Source organism: Pseudomonas sp. Leaf59 (assembly GCF_920984685.1).
Taxonomy (GTDB): Bacteria; Pseudomonadota; Gammaproteobacteria; order Pseudomonadales; family Pseudomonadaceae; genus Aquipseudomonas.
This window is the reverse complement of record NZ_CAKLBR010000023.1, coordinates 15,355-36,180: the sequence shown is the minus strand read 5'-3', so window position 1 is coordinate 36,180 and position 20,826 is coordinate 15,355. Positions and strand designations below refer to the sequence as shown.

Below are 20,826 nucleotides of genomic sequence, written 5' to 3'. Positions count from 1 at the left end.
TGAGGTTTTTAGCGCTCTCTGTGCGCACGGGCGGCATTATACATGCGATGTCCTACGCTAAAGAGGGCAATTTCCCCAGAGATGGCGCGCACGATGACCGGTGAAATCAACCTTCCCACGCTTGCTCCCGTCCCGGCGGCAGGGCCCAGTGCTGCGCCCGCGGTGGGCCAGTTGCTGAAACTGCTGGAGCCACAGGTCGGGCTGATCGACGCGGGAAAAACCGCGAATGCCGAAGTCATCGCGCTCAAACAAGGCGGTGAGGCGTTTCAGTTGCTGCTCAAGCTGACGCTCGACGGCGGCCGCCAGACGCTGGTGCAGGCCAGCAGCCCGCAACCGCTGCCGTTGGGCAGTAACGTCGCAGTCAGCCAGACGCAGGCAGGCAACCTGACGTTGAGTCTGCAGCAGGCCATGAGCGCCAATGTCGCCGCCCTGACCAGTCTCGACACCGAGCAGTTGCCGGTCGGCACGCTGTTGCAGGCCAAGGTGCTGACCACCCAGGTGCTGCCCCAGGGCACTGCGCAACCGGCGGTCTACCGCTCGCTGGTCACGGTGCTCAATAATGCCTTGGCTGGCGCCACCCTGACCGTAGAGAGCCCGCAGCCGTTGCGGGTGGGCAGCTTGCTCAGCGCCGTGGTGCAGAATGCGCAAACGCTGAATTTTGTGCCGCTGAGCGGGCTTCAGGACCAACTGGCCGTCACCCAGCAGCTCGCGACCCAGCAAAGTCGTCAGGGCTCGCTGGATGCGGTGTTCACCGCCCTGCAGAACCTGCCCCGTGGCGACAGCGTCTCAGCCGATCTGCGCGCAGCGGCCGACCGCTTGTTGGCGGCATTGCCGGATCTGGCCCAGGTGAGCAATCCCAAGGTGCTGGCGCAAGTGATCCAGAACAGCGGCGCTTTTCTTGAAGCCAGATTACTGGTCGGGCAAAACCCGCAGATTCCGCCGCTGGATATGAAAGGCGCGCTGCTGCGCCTGGTCGCCGACCTGCTGCCCGCCCTGCCCGCGTCCACCCACCTGGGCGCCATTCTTGCCGCCAACACACTGGCCCAGGCCATGCCGAATTTCGTGCGCAGCCCGCTCGGTACGCTCGGACAGGTCGGCGCGCGCCAGGCGCCCGCCGGCTTCCCGTTGCCCGAGCGGCTGATGGCGAAACTGGAAGGCGAAGGCGACCTGGAAAACCTGCTGCGCCTGGCAGCCGGAGCGATTTCCCGGCTACAGAGCCATCAACTGTCGAGCCTGGAACAAACCGGCCTCACCGCCGATGGCCGCCTGCAAAGCACCTGGCAAATGGAAATCCCCATGCGCAACCTGCAGGACATCGTGCCGTTGCAGGTCAAGTTCCAGCGCGAAGAGCCCGCGCCGGACAAGGATGAGCCCGAACGCAAGGCCAGCAAGGACGCCAGGCAGATGCTCTGGCGCGTCGAGCTGGCGTTCGACATGGAGCCGCTGGGGCCGTTGCAGGTCCAGGCGCAGTTGAGCCAGGGCAAACTGTCCAGCCAGTTGTGGGCGACACGCCCCTTTACGGCCAGCCTGATCGAAAGCCATCTGGGCACGTTGCGCGAACGCCTGGTGACATCCGGGATCAACGTCGGCGACCTCGATTGCCATTTGGGCACACCGCCACGCGGCCCCAAAACCGGACTGGAACAACGCTGGGTGGATGAAACCGCATGAATGACGCCCACTCACCCCGCCAGGCGATTGCCCTCAAGTACGACGGCCAGCAGGCACCGACCCTCACCGCCAAGGGCGACGACGCCCTGGCCGAAGCCATTCTCAAGCTGGCCCGGGAAAACGAGGTGCCCATTTATGAGAATGCCGAGCTGGTGAAGCTGCTGGCGCGCATGGAACTGGGCGACAGTATTCCCGAAGAGTTGTACCGCACCATCGCGGAGATCATCGCGTTTGCGTGGACGCTGAAAGGTAAATTCCCGGTGGGCTACGACCCGGATGCAGGGCCGGTGGAGCGCGACGTTACCGAACGCGGCGACGATTACTGAAGCACCCATAACTCAATGTGGGAGGCTCAGCCAAATCTTCGACTTAGCACGTTTTCGCAGCAAACTGGCGCCTCTGCGGCGAGCGCGTTCTCTGTGGCGAGCGGGCTTGCCCTAATGCCGTTCAGTTAAGCGCAGATTCCCTGTGGCGAGCAGGCTTGTCCTGCGTTGGGCTGCGCAGCAGCCCCAAAGCCAGGCGCTGAGCCGTATCAGGTACACCGCGTTTTGCTCAATTGGGGGGCGCTTCGCACCCCAACGCGGGGCAAGCCCGCTCGCCACAGAGATTGGGTTACTTGAAATTTCAGGCTTTAAAATCAACAGGTTATTTTTTATTTGATACAAGCGAGGGCTTACCCTCGCCCACAGTGGGATCGGTGGTCAGTTCAAGACTTCGCTCAAAGGGATGAAGCTGACGCGGTCTCCGAGAGCCAGCGTGGTGCCTTCCAGCACTTCCACAAAACCCTCGGCCCACGCCGCACTGCGCAGCACGCCGGAGCTCTGGTTGCGGTAGATGATCGCCTGGCCCTGCTCGATGCGCCCGCGCAGGTATTCGCGGCGGTTGCCGGGCTTGGGCCAGACGAATCCCGCCGGTACGTTGAAACGCAGCGGCTCGACGTCAGGCACGCCCTGGCGGCGCAACAGGTAAGGCCGGGCCAGCAGCGCGAAGGTCACCAGGGTCGACGCTGGATTGCCGGGCAGGCCGATCACCGGCACGCCACGAAAATGTCCGAACGTCAGCGGCTTGCCGGGTTTGATCGCAAGCTTCCACAGGGCCAGTTCGCCCTCTTCACGCAGAGCGATGCCAAGGAAGTCCGCTTCGCCTACGGAAACACCGCCGGTGGACAGGATCAGGTCGACGTTGCCAAGGCCTGCCAGGCGCGTACGGGTCTGTTCAAGATCATCCGGGAGGATGCCGGCGTCGATCACTTCACAGCCCATGCGCGTCAGCCAACTGCACAATACGCGGCGATTGCTGTTGTAGATCTGGCCTGGGCCCAGGGGCAGCCCGGGTTCGATCAACTCATCACCGGTCGACAACACGGCCACGCGCACGCGGCGCACCACGTCCAGGCGATCACGTCCAAGCGACGCAGCCAGCCCCAGCTCTATGGGCCCCAGGCGCGTGCCGGCGGTGAGAACCTTTTCGCCGACGGTGGTTTCCTGGCCCTGGGGGCGGATGTTCTGCTGCGCCTGCAACGGCTCGCTGAAACTCACGCGCTCATCGGCGTGAACCACCGCGTTTTCCTGCATTTCCACGCAGTCGGCGCCCTCCGGCAGCGGCGCACCGGTGAAGATCCGTGCACAAGTGCCTGCCGCCAGCGGCGTCGGCGCCTGGCCGGCGAAGATGCGCTGGCTCACCGCCAATGGCTCGCCATTCCAGTCCGCCAGACGCAGCGCGTAGCCGTCCATGGCGCTGTTGGGCCAGGGTGGCAGGTCGAGGGTGGACACCAAATCCTGCGCCAGCACACGGCCATCGCCGTCAGCCAGCATCAGCACTTCGCGCTCGCTAATGCGCGCTGCGTCAGCCATGCCCAGCAAGCGTTGCAGGGCTTCTTCCACCGGCATCAGGGCGCCGGTCTTGCCGGGCTTACCCACGTGATTCACAGGGCTCGGCCTGCTTCAAATGGGGCACGAAGTTGCAGGGCCGATGGCGGTTATCCAGTTGCTCGGCGAGGATGCCGTCCCAGCCGGTGCGCACCGCGTTGGTGGAACCCGGCAGGCAGCACACCAGCGTGCCATTGGCCAGGCCGGCGAGGGCGCGGGACTGCACGGTGGAGGTGCCGATATCGGCCACGGAAATCTGGCGGAACAGTTCGCCAAAGCCATCGACCTGCTTGTCGAGCAGGCAGCTTACGGCTTCGGGGGTGCTGTCGCGGCCGGTGAAGCCGGTGCCGCCGGTGATCAATACCACTTGCACCACGTCTTCGGCGATCCAGTGGGCCACCTGGGCGCGAATCTTGTAGAGGTCGTCCTTGAGCAATACGCGTTCGGCCAGACGGTGGCCGGCGGCGGTGAGACGGTCAACGAAGACCTGGCCCGAGGTGTCGGTGTCCAGGGTGCGGGTGTCGCTGACAGTCAGTACGGCAATATTCAAGGGTACGAAAGGCACATCAGCCTTGGCTTTCATGGCTCGGTCCGGTTGTCGAAGGAACAGCCCGGTGTTATATCACAGGCCCCTGTTGAGCTGCCGCTGCGGAGCCGCCATGTCTGTTGATTCTTCCCCAATGCCCTGCTCGGTCCTGCTGCTGGCCGGAGGCCGCGGCCAGCGCATGGGCGGTCAGGACAAGGGCCTGCTGGACTGGCGCGGCCAGCCCCTGATCGCCCACCTGCAGCGCCTGACGCGACCGCTCACCGATGACCTGATCATCTCGTGCAACCGTAACCATGAACGGTACGCGCCGTATGCCGATCAACTGGTGAGCGACGACGATGCGGATTTTTCCGGGCCTTTGGCAGGCATTCGTGTGGGACTGGCCGCCGCACGTCATGCGCATTTGCTGATACTCCCGTGCGACGTACCGCAGATCGATGCGCGATTGCTTGCCGACCTTCGTGAGACGGCGCAACGCAATCCTCGGCTGCCGGTCATGGTGCGCCATGGCGAATACTGGGAACCCTTGATCTGCATTATTCCCACGGCGCTCGGAGCCGAAGTGCAACGGGCCTGGGACGCCGGTGAGCGCAGCCCGCGCAGAATCTTCCTGCAATGCGGTGCAATCGGCCTGCAGTGCCCGACTGATGACCCGCGCCTGGCCAACCTGAATACGCCGGACCTGTTGCTTCAAAGGTCCGGCGTGTCAGAATGAGCCTCGCACAAGGAACTTGCAGGCGTCTTACACGTCTCAAGGTCAGCCATTAAGAAGCAGTATTCTCTCGGAGACAAACTCATGACTCAACGGACCATCGCCGCTCTCATGCTTGCACTGGGCCTTGCCACCCTCGCCGGTTGCGCCTCGCCGACAGTGATCACCCTGAATGACGGTCGCGAAATCCAGGCCGTCGATACCCCGTCGTTCGACAAGTCGTCGGGCTTCTACGAGTTCGAACAACTGGACGGCAAGCGCACCCGCCTGAATAAAGACCAGGTTCGTACCGTTAAAGAGCTGTAAGCCCACGGCTTGCACACAAGGCCCGCCTCGCGCGGGCCTTTTTGTTTGTGCGGGTTACCAGTCGAGGGTGATACCGCTGCGAAAACTGCGTTGCTGTCCGGTGACCGGGTCGATAAACCGCACGCCCTGGGCCAGCAGTTTGAGGGGGTTGGCATAGTCGTCTTCGGCATCCTTGATCACGTCCGGATAGAACGGATCGTTGCAGATACTCGCGCCGAGCGCCGTCATGTGCACGCGCAACTGGTGCTTCTTGCCGGTGACGGGAAACAGGCCGTAGCGCCACAATCCGGCGTTTTTTTCGCGCACTTCAACCGCCGTTTCGGTATTGCTGACGCCAGGTCCTTCCTGCATGCGAAAGAACGGCTGGCCCTCCACCAGGCGACTTTTGTGCACCAGGGGAAAGACGAGGTCGGGTAAGGCCGGGGCAATGGCTTCGTAGAATTTGTCGATGCGCCGCGTGGGAAACAGTTGTTGATAGGCCGAGCGGCTGCGGGGGTTGGCAGAAAACAGCACCAGCCCGGCGGTGTGTCGGTCAATCCGATGCAGGGGCACCAGCGAAGGGTTGTCCAGGCGATGAATCAGACGGCGTAACAGGGTCTGTTCGACGTACTCACCGGCAGGCGTCACCGGCAAAAAATGCGGTTTGTCGGCCACCACCAGATGTTCGTCGGCGTAGAGGATGGTTTCCTGCACCGGGATCACTTTCTCGTTGGGCACTTCACGAAAGTAATGGATGCACAAGCCCTCTCTGTAGGGCAGTTGCGTGTCGATCGCCTTGCCGTCGCTGTCCAGCACCCGGCCACGGGCGATACGGTCCAGCCATTGCTCACGACTGATCGCCGGAAAATGCGCACACAGGCATTCGAGCACCGTAGGCCAGCGGCCAGGAGGCAAATACAAGGTACTGGCTTGGTGCCGGGAGGCGGAAAAACCGGAAGTGGACATGCGTGAGACCTTGGCTGAAACAGGCCGGCATTATCCCGCATGGAGCGGGATTGAGCCTAGGGCAGATCTCAGGCCTTGGCCAACTGCGTGCGCAGAATCGGCGAGGCACTGGCGGCTTCGGTGAACTCCTTGAGCCAGCGCAACACGTCTACCGCTTCCCAGCGACCAGGATCATAGAGCGCGTACAACAAGCCCTGGTAACCCACCACATCCAACTGTTTGTGATAACCGGCACGCTGAAACAATGCCTCGATTTCCGCAAAGCAGGTGTTGAAGTGCACTTTGTTGAACGGCGTCTTGCCTTCCGTGACCAGGCCGTCCAGGCGCAGCTCGCTCACCGCATCGCGCACAATGTCGACGGACATGCGATTGACGCTGCTTTTCAGTTGTTCAACATTCACCACGGGCGTTCCCTCAATTCAATCGCTGTACAAACATACAGTAAAGTAATATTCGGAAATCCGCCATGGCCTGTATGTCAGCCGAGGAAGGCAATCACCTGGGCAGTGTCGAACGGCCAGTCGAGTTCGGCCCCCGTGTCCACCCGGCGAAGTACCGGAATCCTTAGGCCGTAGAGGTCGGTAAGGTCCTTGGGAGCGGTGATATCCACCCGTTCGACCCACAACCCGTGTTCGACCAACGGCATGATTTCGGCCTCGGCTATCTCACAAAGATGGCAACTCAGGGTGCCGAACAGCTGGCATTCAGGCAGCATGATGTGGGGACCTGATCAAAAAACAGGCACTCATTCTAAGCGTTTCAGGTGCCCGGCACAGCCTTGCAAGGCTCACGGCCCCACCGCCCGCATTCAGCGCAACCGCGAGGCCCGCGCACCAAGGTGCGGCAAAAGCGTCGGCAGACAATTACACTGAACCTTCGGCACCGCCCGCGACTCGAAACCACACGTACCGATCAGCCCATCACGGAGATAACCATGGCCAGAAAAACAGCACAGACCGCCCAAGAGATACTCATGGCGGATTTTCAAACCCTGGTAAGCGATACCGAAAAGCTGCTGGACGACACCGCCATCCTCGCTGGCGACCAGGCTGACGAGCTGCGCAGCAAGATCCACGAGAGCCTGCTCAAGGCTCGCGAAACCCTGCAAACCACCGAAGATTCCCTGCGCGAGCGCGGGCAGGCGGCCGTCACCGCGACTGAAGATTACGTGCAGGCCAACCCCTGGCAGTCTGTCGGCATCGCTGCCGGCGTAGGCTTTTTGATCGGTCTGCTGGCTACAAGGCGCTAAATCATGGCTATCGGCGAAAGCGGCTCGTCCACGGGCCAAGGTTCGACTTCACGACGTCTGGGCGCAGCCGTACTGGGCTTGCTGCACAGTCACGTCGAGTTGTTTGGCATCGAATTGCAGGAACAGAAAGCCCGTACCGTCAGCCTGCTGCTGTTCGCCGGCCTGGCGCTGGTGTTTGCGCTGCTATTACTGGTGGGGCTGTCGACCCTGGTGATGATCCTGGTGTGGGACACCGGTTATCGTCTGACCGGCATTATCTGCCTGTGTGTGTTCTACAGCCTGGCTGCAGCCTTCTGCGGGGTGCGTTTGAAAGCGGCGGTGTTCGACGAATCCACGCCGTTCCACGCCACCCTCGAAGAGCTGGCCAATGATCGGGAGCGCCTGTTGCCATGAGCCGCAATGAAGTTGTGAACACCGACTCCCGCCGCGACATGCGCAAGGCGTTGATTCGCCTGCGCATGGAAATGCACCGCCAGGAGATTCGCCACGAGTCCCAGCAATTGATGGCGCCCCTGCACAAAATGCGCGACATGCGTCATAACTGGCAGGACAGCCTGGGCGTCAAGCACGCGCCACTGTGGGGTATGGCAGCGGTGACCCTGATGGGATTCTTCACCGGCAAGGGTGCCAAAAGCGGCAGCATCAGCAGCGTGACACGCTTGGTGCGGCTGGGCGCCGGCTTGATCCCGCTGATCAAACTGGCGATGGCAGGCGCTTCACGCAAACGCTAAGCGTTGCTGGCTGCAATCTTGCAAGTATCGTCAAAGATAGAAACGGCCCGGCCCTCGATATCGAGGGTCGGGTCTTTTTTTGCCCACGTGCTAAGGAGGCCCCGTGATCGACGGGCAACCGCTCGCCTGTTTCCAACCGTTTATCGATACCGCAACCGGGCGCATTGCCGGCGTCGAAGCCTTGGGTCGGCTGCGCCAGGCTGACGGGAGCCTGCAATCGGTAGGCCCGCTGTTCGCCGACCCACGCACGCCGGGAGCGGCGTTGCGTCGCCTGGACCGGCGGATCCGCGATAACGCCCTGAGCCGCCTGCATGAAGCGCCGCAGGACTGGTTCCTGAGCCTGAATATCTCGCCTCGCTGGATCAATCGCCTGCGCCCGGGCCAGGCACTGCCGAGCCTGAAGCAGCTGCAGACCCACGGTGTCGACCCACGACGCATTGTGTTCGAGATCACCGAGCTGGGCGGCAATATCCAGCGCCTGGCCGATGTAGTGGTGCGTTATCGCGAGGCCGGTGCGCGTATCGCCATTGATGACTTTGGCGCCGGCTATTCCCAGCTCGACCGGGTGCTGGCGCTGCAGCCGGACATCCTCAAGCTGGACATGCGGCTGTTCCAGGCGGCGGCCGAAGGCGGGCCGAGCAGCGATGTCGTGCGGGCACTGGCGCAGATGGCGGAAAAGACCGGCTGCTGGATCATCGCCGAAGGCGTGGAAACCGAAGCCCAACTGAGCTTCGCCCTGGAATGTGGCTCGCGCTATGTGCAGGGCTACCTGTTTGCCCAGGCACAGTTGGACTGGTTTGCCACCGATACCTTCGTGCCGCGCTTTGCCCACCTGCGCAACGCGTACGTGCAGCAGAAGCTGGCAGAACGCGGGCGTGTCATGCACCTGCGCGAGCAATTGACGCAGCTGATGAGCATCCTGCAGGGCTGGGCCCAGGGCCAGGCGCCGCTGAACCAATTACCGCCGCTGACGGATTTCCCCTGGCTGTTGCGGTTCTACCAGTGCGACCGCCACGGCACCCAGCTCACACCCAATATCGAATGGCGCGAGTCTGCCTGGCACAGCGACAGCCACTACCTGGGCCACAACTGGTCATGGCGCCCGTACTTCTATCACTTGCTGGCCGAAGGCTGGGAAGAGCGGCGCCTGATCCTGTCCTCGACCTACCGCGACGCCACCACCAACCAGTACTGCCTCACGGCCGGACAATTCTTCGACAACGGTCAGCGTTTGCTGTTAATCGACATCGATGCAGCCGGTCTGTAGATTTTTGCTTGCCCCGCCAGGGCGGAACCGGGAAGCTGGGCGGGTCATTCACCGCACGGAGAGTAACCGCCTTGGATTGGCCCACCCTGCTGACCCGCGAACGTCTTGGAAAACCCCTGCACAGCCCCGAAGAACTAGGCCGCAGCCCGTTTCACAAAGACCATGACCGCATCATTTTCTCCGGCGCATTCCGCCGCCTGGGCCGCAAGACCCAGGTGCATCCGGTGTCGAGTAACGACCACATCCACACGCGCCTGACCCACTCCCTGGAAGTCAGTTGCGTCGGCCGCTCCCTGGGCATGCGCGTGGGCGAAACCCTGCGCAGCGCCCTGCCCGACTGGTGCGACCCGAGCGACCTGGGCATGGTGGTGCAATCGGCCTGCCTGGCCCACGACATCGGCAACCCGCCGTTCGGTCATTCGGGCGAAGACGCCATCCGCCACTGGTTTCAGCAGGCCGCCGGGCGTGGCTGGCTGGACGACATGAGCGGCGCCGAGCGCAACGACTTCCTCAATTTCGAAGGCAATGCCCAGGGCTTTCGCGTCCTCACCCAGCTGGAATACCACCAGTTCGACGGTGGCACTCGCCTGACCTACGCCACCCTGGGCACCTACCTGAAATACCCCTGGACCGCACGCCACGCCGATGCCCTGGGCTACAAGAAGCACAAGTTCGGCTGCTATCAGAGCGAGCTGCCGATCCTCGAACAGATCGCCCACAAGCTCGGCCTGCCGCAACTTGAGGAACAACGCTGGGCTCGCCATCCGCTGGTTTACCTGATGGAAGCCGCAGACGACATCTGCTATGCCTTGATCGACCTGGAAGACGGCCTGGAAATGGAGCTGCTGCAATACGCCGAGGTCGAGTCATTGCTGCTCGACCTGGTGGGCGACGACCTGCCGCAGACCTACCGGCAGCTGGGCGCCGAGGATTCGCGGCGGCGCAAGCTGGCAATCCTGCGCGGCAAGGCCATCGAGCACCTCACCAACGCAGCCGCGCGCGCCTTCGTTGAACAGCAGGACGCCTTGTTGGCCGGCACCCTGCCGGGCGATCTGGTGGAGCACATGCACGGCCCGGCCAAGCGCTGCGTACTGGATGCCAAGGACATGGCGCGCAAAAAAATATTCCAGGACAAGCGCAAGACCCTGCATGAAATCGGCGCCTACACCACGCTGGAAATCCTGCTGAACGCTTTTTGCGGTGCCGCCCTTGAGCAGCATGGCGGGCGTACGCCGTCGTTCAAGAACCGGCGCATCCTCGACCTGCTGGGCAACAGTGCGCCGGACCCGGCCTGGCCGCTGCACGCCTCGTTCCTGCGAATGATCGACTTTATCGCCGGCATGACCGACAGCTACGCCACGCAAATGGCACGGGAGATGACTGGGCGTTCGAGCCCGAAGTGAGCATGGGATCACGCCGCCTGTTATCTGAGCAGAAATTGCCTACGACGCTAACAGAGCGGCCTGATCGAATTCGCGCAGTTATCCAAAGAATAATCGCGCACGCTTCTGGCCGACTCAGCGAGTCATTCCCAAGCCCCCCTATCGCCGCTTGACTGCCCCGTGTGCCTTCCATGCCCGCTCGCACCGTTCGAATCCTGTTGGTGGAGGATCATCCCTTTCAACTCCTGGCCACCCAATGCCTGCTCAAAAGCTTCGGCTTCGAGCAACTGACCCTCGCAGAAAACGCTGAACAAGCCATCCATTCGATGTGCACCGCCACAGCCCCTTTCGATCTTATGCTCTGCGACCAGTGCCTGCCTGACCTGCCGGGGCTGGAGCTGGTGGAAATTGCCAGCCGCCAGCATTTCATCACCGGTGCCATTCTACTGAGCGGATTGCCGGCGATGGAGCTCTCCAACCTGACCCTGCAAGCCTTGCAACGCGGCCTGCCCATTCTTGGTTATTTACCGAAACCATTAAACAAGGACGAACTTTCAATGTTAATGGCGCCACTATTTCAACGCTGACTGTAGGATTTTAAACATCAGGCTGCGAAAAAAATTACTTGAAAAGCAACGTGAACTGCCTCGTGCCACCGGTTATTACTTTTCATCAAAATTTGCTTACACCAGATACCACAAAGCCTTAACGCTGCGTAGGTTGCCACCTTTTTTCATGTAGGAATTTTCCTGTTTTATACCTGTCTCCCCAAGGCTCATGCTCACCCCTCATCTTCTGAGCTAATGTGCCCGCTTTATTTGCACTTGCATGGAATGTGATTATGAACACCGTTTTTATCATTGATGACCATCCCGTTATCAGGCTGGCGATTCGAATGTTGCTGGAACATGAAGGTTATAAAGTCGTTGGTGAAACGGATAATGGCTGCGACGCCATACAGATGGTGCGCGAATGCATGCCCGACCTGATCATTCTGGATATCAGCATTCCGAAACTGGATGGCCTGGAAGTGCTCTGCCGTTTCAACGCCATGAACACGTCGATGAAGACTCTGATCCTCACCGCCCAATGCCCGACGCTGTTCGCCACGCGCTGTATGCGCTCGGGCGCCGACGGCTACGTGTGCAAAGAGGGTGACCTGAGTGAGCTGCTGAGTGCCATCCGCGCCGTACTGTCCGGCTACAACTATTTTCCCAGCCAGGCATTGAATGCCGGCAGCGCAGACGGCAACGACGCGGAGGAACTTGAATTATTTAAAATGGTAAATGACAGGGAACTGATGGTCTTGCAACTTTTTGCCCAGGGCCGTACTAACAAGGAAATAGCAAAAGGCATGTTTTTGAGTAATAAAACCGTGAGCACTTATAAAAAACGCCTTATGCAAAAACTGAAAGCCAAGTCCTTGGTAGAACTTATCGAGATGGCAAAACGAAACGCGCTAGTGTGAGAAAGCGGATGCCCAGCCGTATAAAGGACTATTTGGTTATATTAATTGCCGGCGTGTGCTTCAGCACGACCGCGCCCGCCGATCATCAAACCGGCCCGGAACACTTCACCTTACTGAGCCGTGCGGGTGCCGTTCAACTGGAGTCTCGACTGGACAGGACACAGCGCCAATGGTTGCAGAACAAACGCGAACTGGTGCTGGGGACTGCTGCGCCCGACTACCCGCCCTTCGACCTCACCTCCAGCGGTCGCGACTACGAGGGGTTGACCGCCGACTACGCAGGGCTGCTGGCCGATGCCCTGAACCTGCCCATCACAGTATTGCGCTATCCCACACGTGAGGCAGCAATCCGCGCCCTTGAATCGGGCGACATAGACCTGCTGGGCTCCGCCAATGGCTTCGAGGCCGCCAACGCGAACCTCGTGCTGTCGGAGCCGTACGCGGTGGATCAACCCGTGCTGGTGACCCGCGAGGGAGAAACCCGCAGCCTGAACGATAACCTGGCCGGGCTGCGCTTGAGCCTGGTGTATCACTACCTGCCGCTGGACGAAGTGGAAAAGCTGTACCCGCAAGCGCACATCAGCACCTATCCCTCGTACCAGAACGCCTTGAATGCAGTGGCGTTCGACCAGGCCGACGTGTTTCTGGGCGATACCATCTCCACCCATTACATGATCAATAAGGGCTACCTGAAGAATGTGCGCATGGCCAATTTCGGCAAACATGAAGCCTATGGTTTCAGCTTTGCGTTACGCCAGGACCAACGCATCCTGCTGTCCCTTGTCGATTCGGTACTGGCCGCGGTGCCCATCAACGAACGAGACAGTATCGCCAAGCGCTGGAGTGCCGGCAGCGATATCCTGCTGACGGACAAGAAGCTGCACCTGACGCCGCGCGAAGAGCGTTGGCTGCAGGAACATCCGGTGGTCAGCGTGCTGGTCAATGAAACCTTTGCGCCGCTGACCTTTTTTGACGCAGACGGCAAATTCCGTGGCGTCACCGCCGACTTGCTGGAACTGATTCAGCTGCGTACCGGCCTGCGCTTCGAGATTCGGCGCACGCGTGAAGTCAGCACGATGATCGAAGAGGTCAGCACCGGAAAAGCCGACATCATCGGTGCAATTATTCCCAGCGATGAGCGGGAGAACCAACTGAACTTCAGCCGTCCCTATCTGGAAAACTCCTACGTGCTGTTGACACGCAAGGAGCCCAAAGCCCCACTGAACCTGGAACAGATGGCAGGCAAACGCCTGGCGATCACCCAAGGCAACCCGCTGGTCAAGATGCTCGCCCAGGACTTCCCGCTGATTCAACAGGTGGAGGCCGGCGACACCTTCAAGGCCTCCGAACTGCTGGCACAGGGACAGGTGGACGGCGCAGTGAATTCGCTGGTGATCGCCAATTACCTGCTGTCTTCCCAGGTGTTCCAGGACAAGCTGCAGATCAGCACCAGCATTGGCACCCTTCCGGCCACCTTTGCCCTGGCCACGTCGCGCGAAGCCACCGAGCTGAGTTCGATCCTCGATAAAGCATTGCTGAGCATTGCCCCGGATGAACTGGGCATCATCAACAGCCGCTGGCGGGGATACTCCACAGCCTCCGACAGCTACTGGCGCAACTACCACCGTCTGATCACGCAAATCATCATCGGCGCCGGGCTGTTACTGCTCACGTCCCTGACCTGGAACGCCTACATGCGCCGCCAGATCACCCAGCGAAAACGCGCTGAGCGGGCGCTCAACGATCAGTTCGAATTCATGCGCGCACTGGTCAATGAAACCCCGCATCCGATCTATGTACGGGATCGCAGTGGTTTGCTGCAGACCTGCAACGACAGTTACCTGCAGGCGTTTGGCGTCCAGCGTGAAGACGTGATCGGCAAAAACGTGACCCAGATGAACATGGCCATCGAGGCGGAAGCTGCGCAGTACCACGCCGACTACCAGCGAGTCGTGGCGCAGGGCAACCCGCTGATTCTGGATCGCACCCTGCATATCCAGGGCAAAAAGCTGACGATCTATCACTGGATTCTTCCCTATCGCGACTCGGTCGGGGAGGTCCAGGGCATCATCGGTGGCTGGATCGATATCAGTGATCGCCGCCAATTGTTCGACGAGCTGCGCGCGGCCAAGGAGCGCGCCGACGAAGCCAATCGAGCAAAAAGTACCTTCCTTGCGACCATGAGTCATGAAATCCGCACGCCGATGAACGCGGTAATCGGCATGCTCGAACTGACGCTCAAGCGCGCCGACCAGGGCCACCTTGATCGTCCGGCCATCGAGGTGGCCTACAACTCGGCCAAGGACTTGCTGGAGTTGATCGGCGATATCCTTGACATCGCGCGTATCGAATCCGGACGTTTGAGCCTGGCACCGGAGCGCGTGAATCTGCGAGAAGTGATTGAGTCGGTGGTGCGCGTATTCGATGGACTGGCGCGGCAGAAAACCCTCAGCCTGCTGCTGGAGTTCAAGCCGGAGCAGGACGCTACCGAAGTGCTGATCGACCCGCTGCGCTTCAAACAGGTGCTGTCGAACCTGGTAAGCAATGCCATCAAGTTCACCGAACACGGGCAGGTAAAGATCAAGGTGGACGTGCAACCCACCGACCAGCCGCAGCAGGTGGAAATGAAGCTGGTGGTCGAGGACACCGGTATCGGCATCAGCCGTGACGACCAGATGCGCCTGTTCGAACCTTTCGCCCAGGCCGACAATTCCGGGCAACTGGCCAGGAGCGGTGCAGGTCTGGGGCTGGTGATATGCCGCAGCCTGTGCGCCATGATGGGCGGGCAACTGAGCCTGAGCAGTGTGCCGATGGTCGGCACCCAGGTGCATGTCCATTTGAAAATGCCGAGCCTGCAGCCGGTCGAGCGCGTGGACGAGCCAAAGCCGGCCGACCCCGCCCCTGCTGCGGTGCTCAACGTGCTGGTGGTGGATGACCACCCTGCCAACCGCTTGCTGATGTGCCAGCAACTGGGCTATCTGGGGCATCAGTTCACCGCTGCCCAACACGGTGCGGCCGGCTTCCAGGCGTGGCGTCAGGAACGCTTCGACCTGGTCATCGCCGACTGCAACATGCCCATCATGAACGGCTATGAGTTGAGCCGCTCGATCCGCGAATATGAACAGCGCGAGCAACTCCCCCCCTGTGTGGTGCTGGGCTTTACCGCCAATGCCCAGCCGGAGGAAAAACTGCGCTGCAAGGAGGCCGGCATGGACGATTGCCTGTTCAAGCCGATCAGCCTCACGGTGCTGGAGCGACAACTGGCGCAGGTCGAGCGACAATCCTGCGGCACGCCGCCGGCCTTCGCCAGCCTCGACCACTTGACGGGAGGTGACGCCCAATTGAGCCGCCGCCTGATGGAAGAGTTATTGAGCAGCAGTCGTGATGACCGTCAGGAGTTGATGGCCCTCACCGCGCAGCGCGCGAGCCTCCAGGCGTTCATCGAGCAGGCGCACAAGATCAAGGGCGCTGCACGCATCGTCCAGGCCGGCACTCTGGCCGCGCAGTGCGAGACCGTGGAACAGGCCTGTGCCCGGGAAGATGACTGGCCTGCAATCGAAGCGGCCATCAAAATCCTGGAAAAAGGCATGCTTGAGCTGGAAAGGACGCTTCTCATACAACTCAACAGCCTGAAGGCGCCAGGCTGATCAGCAATCCGTCAAACGTAGAAAAATCGCCGCCAGTTGTTCGATACCCGCCTGGTCCTGCTCGGTGAAGCGGGCCAGCGACGGGCTGTCGAGGTCGAGTACGCCAATCAACTGGCCATTCTTGACCAGCGGCACCACGAGTTCACTGTTCGAGGCGCTGTCGCAGGCAATATGGCCGGCAAACGCATGCACATCCTCCACCCGCTGGGTTTGTCGCGATGCCGCCGCCGCACCGCATACACCGCGGCCAAACGGAATACGCACACAGGCAATCTGGCCCTGGAACGGACCCAGCACCAGCTCTTCATTACGATTGAGGTAGAAACCGGCCCAGTTGAGGTCGTCCAACTGGTTGTACAGAAACGCGGAAAACTGTGCGCTGTTGGCGATGAAATCACGCTCATCCGCCAGCAGCGACTCCAACTGCGCGCATAACATGGCGTAGCCGTCCAGGCCGGTGCCTGCGTGTTGCAAATCGATCATGGTTGACGCTCCAGCAATTTGAGACCCACCCAGTAGCGGGCGAATTGATACGCGCAACGGCCGTTGCGGTTACCCCGTCCGGTGGCCCAGCGTACGGCGAGAATGTCGAGGGCTTCATCGCGCTGCCACTGCAACCCGGACGTGCTTGCCAGCTCGCCGATCCAGTGTTCGACCACATCGAGGAAGTGCTCCTGGGTAAACGGGTAGAACGACAGCCACAAGCCAAATCGGTCGGACAGGGCAATCTTGTCTTCAACCGCTTCGCTGGGGTGCAGCTCGCCGTCCACGCGTTTCCAGTTGTCATTGTCGCTCTGGTTTTCCGGGACCAGGTGACGGCGGTTCGAGGTGGCATACAACAGCACGTTGTCCGGCGCCTGCTCGAGCGAGCCGTCAAGCACGCTCTTGAGGATGCGGTAGTCGCCCTCACCGGCTTCAAACGACAGGTCGTCGCAGAAGAGGATGAAACGCTGCGGCAGCTTGAGCAATTGCTCGACCACGCGCGGCAGATCGGCCAGGTGGTCGCGCTCGATCTCGATCAGGCGCAAGCCGGCCTTGGCGTGCTCGGCCAGCAGGGCACGCACCATGGAAGATTTACCGGTGCCCCGCGAGCCCCACAGCAACGCATGGTTGGCAGGCAGGCCGTTAATAAACTGCTGAGTGTTGCGTGCCAGTTGCTCGCGCTGTTTGTCGACGCCGATCAGGTCGGACAGGCGCATGTCGAGGCTGACCTCCAGCGGCAGCAGGAAGCCGCTGCGGCCTTCGCGCTGCCAACGGGCGGCCAGGCACTGATGCCAGTCGATGGCTTGGCGGGGCGCGGGTAACAAGGGTTCCAGCCGCGCGAGTACCGCGTCGGCACGCTCAAGAAAAGCGTTCAATCGAGAGTCCACGTCTATTCCTCTGGCAAGTTCCTGCAAAAGATGGCGTATTGGCAGCCGTGCTGCTGGCCGCAACAGGCTGCACCTGTAAAAATAAACGATTCGTGCCGGGCAAGCCTTGGCTTGTGGATGTTCAGCTATGCTTGCCGGCGAAAGGAAACGTGAAGTGGTTCAACACTCGATGGATATCAGGTTCGCCCACCGCTTGTCTTATAAACAAGCCAAACTGACTGTGCTGGTAGGTTTCATCCTGGGAACCTTGCTCAGCCTTGGGCAAATTGGCATTGATTATGCCAGCGAAGACGCATCCATCAACCGTGAAATTCGCTCGCTGATCGAAATCAGCCATAACCCGGCGTCACGCATCGCCTACAACATCGACGCTGAACTGGCCAAGGAGCTGACGCTGGGCCTGCTGCACTCCCCGGCCATCATCCGTGCGCAACTGGTCGACAACAACGGCGTGATACTCGCGGACGTCAATCGGCCGCGCAGCGAAAGCACCTATCGTCCCATCAGCGATTTCCTGTTTGGCGCCAATCGCCAATTCGAAGACCGTCTGTTCCTCAGCCACATGCCCGACGAGTCACTCGGCGTGCTGTACCTGGACGTTGACACTTATGCCTTCGGCAGCCGCTTCCTGCGCCGCGCCGAAATCACTCTGCTCAACGGGTTCGTGCGCAGCCTCTTGCTGACCGGGATCCTGCTGGGCCTGTTCTACGTGATGCTGACGCAGCCACTGGTGCGCATCATCCGCGAATTGAGCGACCGCAAGCAGGCGCGCCTGGACTGCCCGCCAGGGCATGAGCAGGATGAGATCGGCGTGCTGGTCAACGTGGCCAACCAGCAATTTGACAACATGCAAACCGAAATCCAGCAGCGCCGCCACGCCGAGGATCGCCTCACCGAATACCTGGGGCAGCTGGAAGATATCGTTTCGGCGCGTACTCTGGAGCTCAAGGCCAGCAACCAGCGCCTGAGCCAATCCAACGATGAGCTGGAGGCGGCGAAGATGAACGCCCTGGGCATGGCACAGGCGCGGGCAGCGTTCCTGGCCAACATGAGCCACGAAATTCGTACGCCGCTCAATGGCTTGCTCGGCATGATCGCGTTGTCGCTGGACAGCCCGCTGAACGCCGAACAGCGCCAGCAACTGTCCATCGCCCACGACTCCGGCAAGGTGCTGGTGGACTTGCTCAACGATATTCTCGACCTCTCCAAGTTCGACGCGGGCCAGTTGGAACTGGAGCGCATCCCGTTCGACCTGGGTTCAATGGTGGAAGACACCGCCAACCTGCTGTCGCAGAATGCGGCGCCGAGCGTCGAGCTGACCTGCCTGATCGATCCGCAATTTCCGGCACAGGTGCTCGGTGACCCGACGCGGGTACGGCAGATCGTCAGCAACCTGCTCTCCAACGCCTTGAAGTTCACGCGCTTCGGCCGCGTGGATGTGCGGCTCAGCGCCCAGGGCGATCAGGTAAAAATCGAGGTCTGCGACACCGGCATCGGCATCGCCCAGGACGCGCAGGTAAAGATCTTCCAGCCGTTCACCCAGGCCGGCGCCGGCATCACCCGCCAGTTTGGCGGCACCGGGCTGGGCCTGGCGCTGACCCACAACCTGTGTGAAGCCATGCACGGACGGTTGAGCATCAGTTCCGAGGTGGGCTTTGGCAGCCAGTTCTGCGCCGAACTGCCGTTGCCCACCCATCTACCCGCCAGCCGACAGGCGCCGCTCAAAGGTGAAGTGCTGGTGATCACCCATACCGGCAGCGGCCTGACGGAGCTGCTCACTTCGCTGCTGCCGCACTGGGGGCTGACCACGCGCTGTTTGACGATGGATGACGACATGACCGGGCAAACGCCCGACCTGCTGATCACCGACTGCCCGGAATGCCTGTTCCGCATCCGCCCGGGCATTACCGCGCCCATTCTCGTGGTCACCGCCTACGGCAATTTCATGCCCGGCGAAGAGGTCGCCGCGTTCGCGCCCTTGCAGCAACAGGCGCGCCCTTTGAGCCGCAATGCCTTGTACCAGATCCTGCAACGCAACCTGCGCAGCGACACGCAGTTGGCGCTCGATACCGTGCAGCGGGAAGCCGCGCCGCTGGCGCACCGGGCGCGCATCCTGCTGGTGGAGGACAACCCGGTCAATCAATTGGTGGCCAAAGGCATGCTCGCCAAGCTGGGTTGTGAAGTGATCGTGGCGGCCCATGGCGGCGAGGCGCTCAAGTTTCTTGAGGAACAGCGCTTTGACATGGTGTTGATGGACTGCAACATGCCGGTGATGGACGGCTACGAAGCCAGCCGCCAGATCCGCCGCAGTGGCCGCTGGCCGGATCTGCCGATTGTCGCGTTGACGGCCAATGCGCTGTCCGAGGAACGCGAGCGCTGCCGAGCGGCGGGGATGGATGACTACCTGGCCAAACCATTCCGCCGCGAGGAACTCAATGCGCTGCTGGACCTGTGGGTTCCCGAGGCGGCAGCGCGGTGAGTTGCGCAAGGCACATGCGCGTCGCATCGCTCATTTGAGCAGCGCTTCAATCTCCAGGGTCAGGTCCTGTGGCTTGGTGGTTGGACCAAACCGCTTGACCTGCTGGCCATCGCGGCCGATCAGGAACTTGGTAAAATTCCACTTGATGCCTTTGGAGCCCAACAGGCCGGGCGCCTGTTTTTTCAGTTGAACGAACAAGGGGTGGGCATCACTGCCGTTGACATCGACTTTCTTGAACAACGGGAAGCTGACGCCGAAGTTCAGCTCGCAGAACTCTGAAATCGCGCCTTCATCGCCCGGTTCCTGCTTGCCGAACTGATTACATGGAAACCCCAGCACCACCAGGCCCTGGTCCTTGTACTGCTGCCAGAGTTGTTCAAGGCCCTTGTACTGCGGGGTGAAGCCGCATTTGCTGGCGGTGTTGACCACCAGGATGGCCTTGCCGGCAAAATCGGCCAGGGTCTTCTGCTCACCCTTGATGGTGGTGCACGGGATGCTCAGCAGCGGGTCGGCCATGACAAAGTCTCGATCAGTGGAAGGGTTTGAAAAATAGCGGGCAACTCAATCGTGCGCAATTTACATCGATGGCGCTGATGGAGCGCAATCAGCATGCGGGAGTGAGCAAGGCCCCTCCCGCATTGGACTTCAGCGCGGCACGAAGTCCAGGCACACCGAGTTGATGCAGTAACGCAGGCCGGTCGGCGGCGGGCCGTCCGGGAACACATGGCCCAGGTGCGCATCGCATTTGGCACAGGTGACTTCGGTACGGATCATGCCGTGGCTGACGTCGCGAACCTCGATCATCGCGCTGTCGGCAATCGGCGCGTAAAAGCTGGGCCAGCCGCAACCGGAGTCGAATTTGGTGGTGGAGTCGAACAACGCTTCATTGCAGCAGATGCAGTGATAGACGCCGTCGGCTTTGGTCTCGTTGTACTTGCCGGTGAACGGGCGCTCGGTGCCCTTGAGACGGCATACGTTGTATTGCTCCGGATCAAGCATCGCTTTCCATTCATCAACGGTTTTCTGCAACTTATCCATCGGTACACCTCGGTCACTGAAAAACCCTGATCTGTGTCTTTTCCATGGATCAGGCGGCACGTATGATTGCGCCTCTTCAAAACGCCAGTCTGGCACCCGCGCCACCGCCATTCAAACGTATTTACAGGTGCGGACCGCGCAGGATT

General features: G+C 61.0%; 22 protein-coding genes. 13 read left to right on the top strand and 9 right to left on the bottom strand.

All coding sequences use genetic code 11. The features are described from left to right. The first annotated feature begins 93 nt into the window (after window positions 1-93). Both fliK and LUB09_RS20775 read left to right on the top strand, forming a co-directional pair. Window positions 94-1,671, top strand: a complete 1,578-nt coding sequence (fliK, locus tag LUB09_RS20780) for a flagellar hook-length control protein FliK (RefSeq protein WP_231423576.1) — start codon at window positions 94-96, stop codon at window positions 1,669-1,671. Beyond that, a complete protein-coding gene (locus LUB09_RS20775) occupies window positions 1,668-1,997 on the top strand; it encodes an EscU/YscU/HrcU family type III secretion system export apparatus switch protein (RefSeq protein WP_209980545.1) in 330 nt (109 codons plus the stop codon). Before fliK ends, LUB09_RS20775 begins: the two co-directional genes overlap by 4 nt. Window positions 1,998-2,372: 375 nt before the next feature. Here the strand turns inward: LUB09_RS20775 and LUB09_RS20770 are convergent, their stop codons facing one another. Both LUB09_RS20770 and moaB read right to left on the bottom strand, forming a co-directional pair. Next, window positions 2,373-3,599, bottom strand: a complete 1,227-nt coding sequence (locus LUB09_RS20770; protein WP_231423575.1) for a molybdopterin molybdotransferase MoeA — start codon at window positions 3,597-3,599, stop codon at window positions 2,373-2,375. After that, window positions 3,583-4,122, bottom strand: a complete 540-nt coding sequence (gene moaB / locus LUB09_RS20765; protein WP_231423573.1) for a molybdenum cofactor biosynthesis protein B — start codon at window positions 4,120-4,122, stop codon at window positions 3,583-3,585. The genes LUB09_RS20770 and moaB overlap by 17 nt, the downstream gene beginning before the upstream one ends. Before the next feature lie 76 nt (window positions 4,123-4,198). Here moaB and mobA point away from each other — a divergent pair, with 76 nt between their 5' ends. Beyond that, window positions 4,199-4,801: a molybdenum cofactor guanylyltransferase MobA gene (mobA, locus tag LUB09_RS20760; RefSeq protein ID WP_231423571.1), complete on the top strand. Its 603-nt coding sequence runs from the start codon at window positions 4,199-4,201 to the stop codon at window positions 4,799-4,801. A gap of 81 nt (window positions 4,802-4,882) precedes the next feature. Beyond that, complete coding sequence (locus tag LUB09_RS20755; RefSeq protein ID WP_015371619.1) at window positions 4,883-5,104, top strand: YgdI/YgdR family lipoprotein; 222 nt, start codon at window positions 4,883-4,885, stop codon at window positions 5,102-5,104. A 54-nt stretch (window positions 5,105-5,158) separates the two neighbouring features. On the opposite strand, the gene LUB09_RS20750 is transcribed toward LUB09_RS20755, so the two are convergent. The 3 genes from LUB09_RS20750 to LUB09_RS20740 form a co-directional block, all read right to left on the bottom strand. Further along, on the bottom strand, window positions 5,159-6,049 hold the full coding sequence (locus LUB09_RS20750) for a pseudouridine synthase (protein WP_209980537.1): 891 nt from the start codon (window positions 6,047-6,049) through the stop codon (window positions 5,159-5,161). 68 nt (window positions 6,050-6,117) lie between these two features. Then, entirely contained in the window at window positions 6,118-6,453 is a 336-nt protein-coding gene (locus LUB09_RS20745) for a transcriptional regulator (RefSeq protein ID WP_209980536.1), read from the bottom strand. Window positions 6,454-6,527: 74 nt separating this feature from the next. Further along, window positions 6,528-6,764 carry a glutaredoxin family protein gene (locus LUB09_RS20740; RefSeq protein WP_209980535.1) on the bottom strand — a complete coding sequence of 79 codons (237 nt, stop codon included), beginning with the start codon at window positions 6,762-6,764 and terminating at the stop codon, window positions 6,528-6,530. 219 nt (window positions 6,765-6,983) lie between these two features. Between LUB09_RS20740 and LUB09_RS20735 the strand changes: the two genes are divergently transcribed. From LUB09_RS20735 to LUB09_RS20700, 8 genes are all read left to right on the top strand, one after another. Then, a complete protein-coding gene (locus LUB09_RS20735; RefSeq protein ID WP_057008372.1) occupies window positions 6,984-7,298 on the top strand; it encodes a DUF883 family protein in 315 nt (104 codons plus the stop codon). Between the two features lie 3 nt (window positions 7,299-7,301). Continuing rightward, the gene (locus LUB09_RS20730) at window positions 7,302-7,691 is read left to right on the top strand and encodes a phage holin family protein (RefSeq protein ID WP_057008373.1); all 390 of its coding nucleotides are present in this window, start codon (window positions 7,302-7,304) and stop codon (window positions 7,689-7,691) included. Then, window positions 7,688-8,029, top strand: coding sequence for a hypothetical protein (locus tag LUB09_RS20725; RefSeq protein WP_003233325.1), 342 nt, complete (start codon window positions 7,688-7,690; stop codon window positions 8,027-8,029). Before LUB09_RS20730 ends, LUB09_RS20725 begins: the two co-directional genes overlap by 4 nt. A 103-nt stretch (window positions 8,030-8,132) precedes the next feature. Further along, window positions 8,133-9,296 carry an EAL domain-containing protein gene (locus tag LUB09_RS20720; protein WP_209980534.1) on the top strand — a complete coding sequence of 388 codons (1,164 nt, stop codon included), beginning with the start codon at window positions 8,133-8,135 and terminating at the stop codon, window positions 9,294-9,296. 71 nt (window positions 9,297-9,367) lie between these two features. After that, window positions 9,368-10,699 carry a deoxyguanosinetriphosphate triphosphohydrolase gene (locus tag LUB09_RS20715; RefSeq protein WP_209980532.1) on the top strand — a complete coding sequence of 444 codons (1,332 nt, stop codon included), beginning with the start codon at window positions 9,368-9,370 and terminating at the stop codon, window positions 10,697-10,699. 170 nt (window positions 10,700-10,869) lie between these two features. Then, complete coding sequence (locus tag LUB09_RS20710; RefSeq protein WP_209980530.1) at window positions 10,870-11,265, top strand: response regulator; 396 nt, start codon at window positions 10,870-10,872, stop codon at window positions 11,263-11,265. Window positions 11,266-11,519: 254 nt separating this feature from the next. Beyond that, window positions 11,520-12,146, top strand: coding sequence for a response regulator transcription factor (locus tag LUB09_RS20705; protein WP_209980529.1), 627 nt, complete (start codon window positions 11,520-11,522; stop codon window positions 12,144-12,146). 8 nt (window positions 12,147-12,154) lie between these two features. Beyond that, window positions 12,155-15,793, top strand: coding sequence for a transporter substrate-binding domain-containing protein (locus tag LUB09_RS20700; RefSeq protein ID WP_231423569.1), 3,639 nt, complete (start codon window positions 12,155-12,157; stop codon window positions 15,791-15,793). Here the strand turns inward: LUB09_RS20700 and LUB09_RS20695 are convergent, their stop codons facing one another. Both LUB09_RS20695 and LUB09_RS20690 read right to left on the bottom strand, forming a co-directional pair. Continuing rightward, window positions 15,794-16,276, bottom strand: coding sequence for a GAF domain-containing protein (locus LUB09_RS20695; RefSeq protein ID WP_231423567.1), 483 nt, complete (start codon window positions 16,274-16,276; stop codon window positions 15,794-15,796). Next, window positions 16,273-17,163 carry an ATP-binding protein gene (locus LUB09_RS20690; RefSeq protein ID WP_209980523.1) on the bottom strand — a complete coding sequence of 297 codons (891 nt, stop codon included), beginning with the start codon at window positions 17,161-17,163 and terminating at the stop codon, window positions 16,273-16,275. Before LUB09_RS20690 ends, LUB09_RS20695 begins: the two co-directional genes overlap by 4 nt. A gap of 169 nt (window positions 17,164-17,332) precedes the next feature. On the opposite strand from LUB09_RS20690, the gene LUB09_RS20685 reads away from it, so the two are divergent. Beyond that, entirely contained in the window at window positions 17,333-19,642 is a 2,310-nt protein-coding gene (locus LUB09_RS20685; RefSeq protein WP_231423591.1) for a hybrid sensor histidine kinase/response regulator, read from the top strand. 30 nt (window positions 19,643-19,672) lie between these two features. Here the strand turns inward: LUB09_RS20685 and LUB09_RS20680 are convergent, their stop codons facing one another. Both LUB09_RS20680 and msrB read right to left on the bottom strand, forming a co-directional pair. Further along, window positions 19,673-20,158, bottom strand: coding sequence for a glutathione peroxidase (locus LUB09_RS20680; RefSeq protein ID WP_231423566.1), 486 nt, complete (start codon window positions 20,156-20,158; stop codon window positions 19,673-19,675). 129 nt (window positions 20,159-20,287) lie between these two features. Next, window positions 20,288-20,680 carry a peptide-methionine (R)-S-oxide reductase MsrB gene (gene msrB, locus LUB09_RS20675; RefSeq protein WP_231423565.1) on the bottom strand — a complete coding sequence of 131 codons (393 nt, stop codon included), beginning with the start codon at window positions 20,678-20,680 and terminating at the stop codon, window positions 20,288-20,290. Window positions 20,681-20,826 lie beyond the last annotated feature (146 nt).

Bases quoted from the DNA above. Each gene is read 5' to 3' on its own strand.
- fliK (WP_231423576.1), top strand. From the start codon at position 94: ATGACCGGTGAAATCAACCTTCCCACGCTTGCTCCCGTCCCGGCGGCA.
- LUB09_RS20775 (WP_209980545.1), top strand. From the start codon at position 1,668: ATGAATGACGCCCACTCACCCCGCCAGGCGATTGCCCTCAAGTACGAC.
- moaB (WP_231423573.1), bottom strand. From the start codon at position 4,122: ATGAAAGCCAAGGCTGATGTGCCTTTCGTACCCTTGAATATTGCCGTA.
- mobA (WP_231423571.1), top strand. From the start codon at position 4,199: ATGTCTGTTGATTCTTCCCCAATGCCCTGCTCGGTCCTGCTGCTGGCC.
- LUB09_RS20755 (WP_015371619.1), top strand. From the start codon at position 4,883: ATGACTCAACGGACCATCGCCGCTCTCATGCTTGCACTGGGCCTTGCC.
- LUB09_RS20750 (WP_209980537.1), bottom strand. From the start codon at position 6,049: ATGTCCACTTCCGGTTTTTCCGCCTCCCGGCACCAAGCCAGTACCTTG.
- LUB09_RS20740 (WP_209980535.1), bottom strand. From the start codon at position 6,764: ATGCTGCCTGAATGCCAGCTGTTCGGCACCCTGAGTTGCCATCTTTGT.
- LUB09_RS20735 (WP_057008372.1), top strand. From the start codon at position 6,984: ATGGCCAGAAAAACAGCACAGACCGCCCAAGAGATACTCATGGCGGAT.
- LUB09_RS20730 (WP_057008373.1), top strand. From the start codon at position 7,302: ATGGCTATCGGCGAAAGCGGCTCGTCCACGGGCCAAGGTTCGACTTCA.
- LUB09_RS20725 (WP_003233325.1), top strand. From the start codon at position 7,688: ATGAGCCGCAATGAAGTTGTGAACACCGACTCCCGCCGCGACATGCGC.
- LUB09_RS20710 (WP_209980530.1), top strand. From the start codon at position 10,870: ATGCCCGCTCGCACCGTTCGAATCCTGTTGGTGGAGGATCATCCCTTT.
- LUB09_RS20705 (WP_209980529.1), top strand. From the start codon at position 11,520: ATGAACACCGTTTTTATCATTGATGACCATCCCGTTATCAGGCTGGCG.
- LUB09_RS20700 (WP_231423569.1), top strand. From the start codon at position 12,155: ATGCCCAGCCGTATAAAGGACTATTTGGTTATATTAATTGCCGGCGTG.
- LUB09_RS20695 (WP_231423567.1), bottom strand. From the start codon at position 16,276: ATGATCGATTTGCAACACGCAGGCACCGGCCTGGACGGCTACGCCATG.
- LUB09_RS20685 (WP_231423591.1), top strand. From the start codon at position 17,333: ATGGATATCAGGTTCGCCCACCGCTTGTCTTATAAACAAGCCAAACTG.
- LUB09_RS20680 (WP_231423566.1), bottom strand. From the start codon at position 20,158: ATGGCCGACCCGCTGCTGAGCATCCCGTGCACCACCATCAAGGGTGAG.
- msrB (WP_231423565.1), bottom strand. From the start codon at position 20,680: ATGGATAAGTTGCAGAAAACCGTTGATGAATGGAAAGCGATGCTTGAT.